Annotated in this window: 5 protein-coding genes; 4 read left to right on the top strand and 1 reads right to left on the bottom strand. The window is 56.2% G+C overall.

Annotation, left to right across the window (positions count from 1 at the left end):
• A partial coding sequence (locus PHC90_14425; protein MDD3847540.1) for a hypothetical protein occupies window positions 1–787 on the bottom strand: 787 nt, incomplete at its 3' end.
• 423 nt (window positions 788–1210) lie between these two features.
• Here PHC90_14425 and PHC90_14420 point away from each other — a divergent pair.
• The 4 genes from PHC90_14420 to PHC90_14405 all read left to right on the top strand — a co-directional run.
• A complete protein-coding gene (locus PHC90_14420; GenBank protein ID MDD3847539.1) occupies window positions 1211–2077 on the top strand; it encodes a DUF4384 domain-containing protein in 867 nt (288 codons plus the stop codon).
• A gap of 14 nt (window positions 2078–2091) precedes the next feature.
• Window positions 2092–2904 (top strand): hypothetical protein, encoded by an 813-nt coding sequence (locus PHC90_14415; protein MDD3847538.1) that lies wholly within the window; start codon window positions 2092–2094, stop codon window positions 2902–2904.
• A 6-nt stretch (window positions 2905–2910) separates the two neighbouring features.
• Entirely contained in the window at window positions 2911–4164 is a 1254-nt protein-coding gene (locus tag PHC90_14410; GenBank protein ID MDD3847537.1) for a caspase family protein, read from the top strand.
• 28 nt (window positions 4165–4192) lie between these two features.
• The coding region (locus PHC90_14405; protein MDD3847536.1) for a tetratricopeptide repeat protein at window positions 4193–4836 on the top strand (644 nt) is incomplete at its 3' end.

Here is a 4836-nt window from a genome sequence, read left to right as displayed (position 1 = left end):
TGAGGCGGTCCTTTGCCCGTTGGATGTTCTTCTTTGCCGTGTCGAGTTTGCCCTCCTTCAGGGCCTTCTCCGCTTCATTGAGGCTGTACTCCGCGGATTGCACGTATCCTTTCATGTTGGCCTCGCCCACCTGCTCGGCCATGTGTTCCGCTTCGGCGGTTGTCTTATGGACCAGCCGGTATGCGTCCGATCCCTCGTCGGCAGCGAGCTCGGCCACCTGTACCCTACTGCCCGTCTCGTACCCCTGACGGATAAACTTTGTCGGTGTCGTATAGAGACCCTCAGCGGCCTCTTCGCCCACCTCAAGAAGGTTGGGGTAATTGCCCATCTTCAGGAATTTAGCTATGGCCTGCTCGTTCTGCTCGATTCCCTTGAGAAGCTGTGCGGGAGGATAAAAATTGACGGACTTGAGGAGAAGCTGTATCTGCTCCGTGCTGTACCCTGCCTTCTCGGCCATGGAGAAGATCTTCTTCCTGAGCCGCCCCTGGTAGGCCTTCCAGACCTCGCGGGCGCGCTCCGGCGACACGTCGTCCAGTGAAATGAAAAGCCTGGCGTCGTGGTCGGAGGGGTCGAGAAGATTCGTCAGGGGATTGCGATAATTCTCCTTCGATATCCATGACCCCTGCTTGATAACCTTGAGAAAAGGGTTGCCCATATCCAGAAGGACGCCGTCCATAGCCTTGCTGACAATATCGGACGGCGGAACGGTGACTGCAAAAAGAAGCGCCGGTATGAGAAGGAATACAAGGGCCAGAGCGTTGGTCCTGAAAGATTTTCGAATACGCATGAGATCCCCCTTCCTGGCTTATCGGAATGCAGACTGCTTACCAGGTCCGTGGCCGGCTCGTCGGACCCAAAGGCAAAGCGACGGATACCCCATGAGGATACCCTTTGCCTTTGACGGAATATATCGGTCACGGACTCATGTTGTCAACATTAATTGTAACATGGCCTTACGCCCCTTCGTCGGCGCGCGGGAACCTGTCTTCCGTTGTCAAAATGTTGACACTGCGGTTGCCTCACCCAGGCAACCAGCATACCGCTCCCGACGCCCGTCTTCCGTTGACAAAATTCAAAAGTTACAGTTATACTACCTGCTACACCATGGGCACGGCAAACCAAAACTCCGCCTATACATCAAGCGCCGCTGATCCGGGACAATTGCATAATGTCTGGGGATACAACATTTCTTAACAGCAGGGAGGTTCTCATGAAAATATTGCCTTCAATTTTCGTCGTTCTTCTTGTCGCCATTCTTGTCGCATGCTCCGGTGGCGATGCTTTTGCACAGAAGAAGCAGCCGGCAGGGGCAAAGGCCATCTTTGACAGCGGTGAAGGACCGGCGGTGCGGATGTCTTCCGGGCCTGCGGTAAAGACCACCACGCAGACCGCGGCGGCTCCTTCCAGGGAGAAGTATGTGGGTATATCCTACAAACTCGTTCTCCTTCGCGACAACGGCAGGTTCGACATCGTTCCCCGGTCGAGGACATTCCGTTCCGGCGAACGCCTGAAACTCCTCGTTCGGACCAACAAGCCCGGCTATCTCACGATAATGAACATAGGGACCTCGGGCAACACCACGGTCCTTTGCAGCGAACAGGTAGAACCCGGCGCCATGGTAGAGATACCCAAGGGAGGCAATCTCAGGTTCTCCGGGCCCCCCGGCACGGAAAAGCTCCTTATCATGCTTTCGGGCCAACCGAATCCCATGGGTATGCCCTCACAAGGGCAGACAGTGGCACAGGGACCGTCGGCTCCGCCACCTGCGGCCGGCACCGATTCAGCGCTCCCTCCCCCACCTCCTCCCGGTCAGCCTGACCTTGCAAACATCCCGCCGCCTCCTCCTCCGGGAGTCATGACGGCATCACTTTCGGGCGGCAAGGACATCACCCTGGAGGATGGCAACAAGACAAGTTATTCCGTCATTTCCCCGAGGAACGGCTGGAAACCCGAGCCGAAGGGGAAAAAGGACATCGTCCTCGAATCGAGCGGAGGTGAGAATTTTGGCGTTGTGCCCGCATCCTACATAGAGGACGGCAAGATCCTCACGCTCGAGATCAAGCTCAATCACCGATAAGGAGATACCAGTACATGAAAAAGGAACGCGTTAAATTATTCGCGATAGTGCTCGTCGGGGTGTTCTTCCTGTATTCCTGCGCCTCCATGCTGCCAAACCCCGACGACATAAAGACTGAGGAAGACCGCATAAGAGCAAGAAATCAATGTATAGCCCTTCACACGGTTGGAGGGGCCCTCGGTGGCGCCCTCATCGGCGGGCTGATCGGCGGCGATTGGAAGGGGGCCGGCATTGGCGCCGCGATCGGGGGCAGCATAGGTTTCGCGTATGCCTGGGGCAAATGCCTTTCCCTGTACTCGACTCTGAAGAGCCAGGCAGCGGCAGGCTACCAGGAAACAGCCCAGAAAGTCGGCTATGACCAGGCCCAGGGAGAGGTCATCAAGATCCAGAGCTTTAACGTAAGCCCTACATCGATCGGTCAGGGCGGGTCCGTCAAGCTCAACGGCTCCTATTATGTCATGGCGCCTCCGGACCGCAAGGAGATAAAGGTCACGGAAACACGGATCGTCAAGTACTTCGACCCGTCGAAGAACGAATTCGTTGACCTGGGACAGGTGGACCAGGAGGTCACGGCCGCTCCGGGAACACGGACTGCGGACGGCAATTTTGACATCCCCAAGGATGTGCCCGAAGGCCGTTACAAGATAGCTTTCATCGTCAACGCCGAAGGCAAATCGGATATGGTCGAGCGTGAGCTCAATGTGCGGAAGGCGACGGCATTCATTCCCGATATCAACAGCATCCATGCGTATCGCGCTGAGACCGTGCTCGTTATCGAAGAGGTCTCGATGCTTCACAGAACGGCGGACAGGTCCGTCGTGAGGTAGGATGTCATGAAACGGCACAATTCAGTTATATTGACCGCATTTCTTCTCCTCCTCCTCCTTCTGGCGGGGGGGCCCGCGGTCTTTGCGAACACCACACCCGTAACCGACGCGCACCTGAACAGCATCAACAACAGCTTCAAGCAGAACAGGATTGTCAACGGCTATGCTGAACTCGACGCTTACGGACGGGTTCAGCTCAAGGGGGGCTACGAGGATGACAAGCAGGTCGACCTCGCCTTCTCTCTCGCCCAGACCGTTGTCGGCGTCAAGTGGGTCTCGCCGGTAACACCGGACAACATTAAGGTAAAGGAATGGGAAAAGAGGATCGGGAGCCTTTTCAGCCGCGCCCGCGTCCTCAAGGAAACAGGGTCCGAGGGAGCTCCTGGAGCCGTGCGGAACCGGTACGCCCTTGTTGTCGGCGTAGGACAGTTCAAGAACGGCATTCAGAGCTTGCAGTACACGGTACGGGACGCATCGAGCTTCTACAGTTTCCTCGTGAATCCCCAGGGGGCGGCATTCCCCCGCAACAACGTCTACTACCTTACGGATCAAACGGCGACACGTGACAATATCATGAAGTACCTCAACACCATAAGAAACACTGCCGGTCCCGACGACCTTGTTGTTATCTACATGAGCAGCCACGGCACCCCTCCCGACAAGTTCGGGGGCGTCCACATCGTCACCTACGACACGGAGGTGAAGCCCCGCGAGCGCGTCTGGCACACGGCGGTAACGGAAAACATGCTCAAGGATTTCGTCGAGGGCCTGAGGTCCAAACGGCTTGTCATGATCCTCGACACCTGTTACAGCAACGGCGCCTACCGGTCCATACCGGGTTTTCTGCCTCCCGGCGGCAAGTCCCTGGGGGCCGATGACGATGAGGGATACGGCATCTCCAAAGAGTATGGTAAAAGACTTTTCGGTTCCAAGGACATAGTCCTCGAGGACGAACCGAAGAAGAGCGCCGGGGGAGCCGGCAAAAGTATCGACCAGGTCAGCTACGGCAAGGTGCTCCTGTCAGCGAGCAGCGCCGGCGAGAAGTCCTGGGAATCGGACAGTCTCAAAAACAGCGTTTTCACCTATTACTTTGTCGACGGGTTGAAGAGGTACAACGGCTCCGTCCAGGACGCGTTCACCTATTCAAAGCCTCTTGTCTCGCAGAGGGTCAAACAGGAAAAGGGAGCGGACATCAGCCAGACCCCGCAGGCAATGGCGACAAGCAGCAACTGGAACATGCGCATCAAGAAAACGCCCTGATAGATTAATTAAGGAGGAGGATCGATAGATGAGGAAATGGACCGTAGTCGTAACCATAGCTATCCTGGTTTCCGTGGGACTCATGGGGATGGGGTGTGATAAACTGCCCTGGTCGAAGCCGCAGCAAAAGGTCGAACCGCAGCAGCCTGCACCCCCGCCACCACCAGCCCAGGAGAAGCCCGCCGCCGCTCCTGCCGAAGCCGCAAAGCCCGTCTCGGATGAACCGAGCCAGGAGGTTAAGGCACACTTGAAACAGGGCATGAGCTACGTCAGCATCGCAAAGAATGCCACATCGAAGGGTGTCTTCAACGAGAACCTGGATAATGCCATTGCCGAATTCTCGAACGCCATCAAGAAAGACCCCAACTATGCCGAAGCGTACTCGAACAGGGCGGTAGCCTACATGCTTCAGAAGAAGAACAACAAGGCCCTCGACGATCTCAAGAAGGCCAAGGAGATCAAACCGGACAGCGCCACCATCCGTTACAATCTCGCCTCCGTCCATTCCCTCATGGGAAATACCGATTATGGGTTGGACGAGCTTGACGCCGCCCTTTCAAAGGGTTTCAACGATTACGACAGCCTGAGAAAGGACCCGGACATCAACAACCTCAGAAAGAGCAAGGAGTTCCGGCACATACTGGAAAAGCACAAGGTCTTCATCACAAAGTA

The sequence above is a fragment of the Syntrophorhabdaceae bacterium genome (assembly GCA_028698615.1).
Lineage (GTDB): Bacteria > Desulfobacterota > Syntrophorhabdia > Syntrophorhabdales > Syntrophorhabdaceae > Delta-02.
Note: the sequence above shows the minus strand (reverse complement) of the source record. Positions and strands in the feature narration are given on the sequence as shown.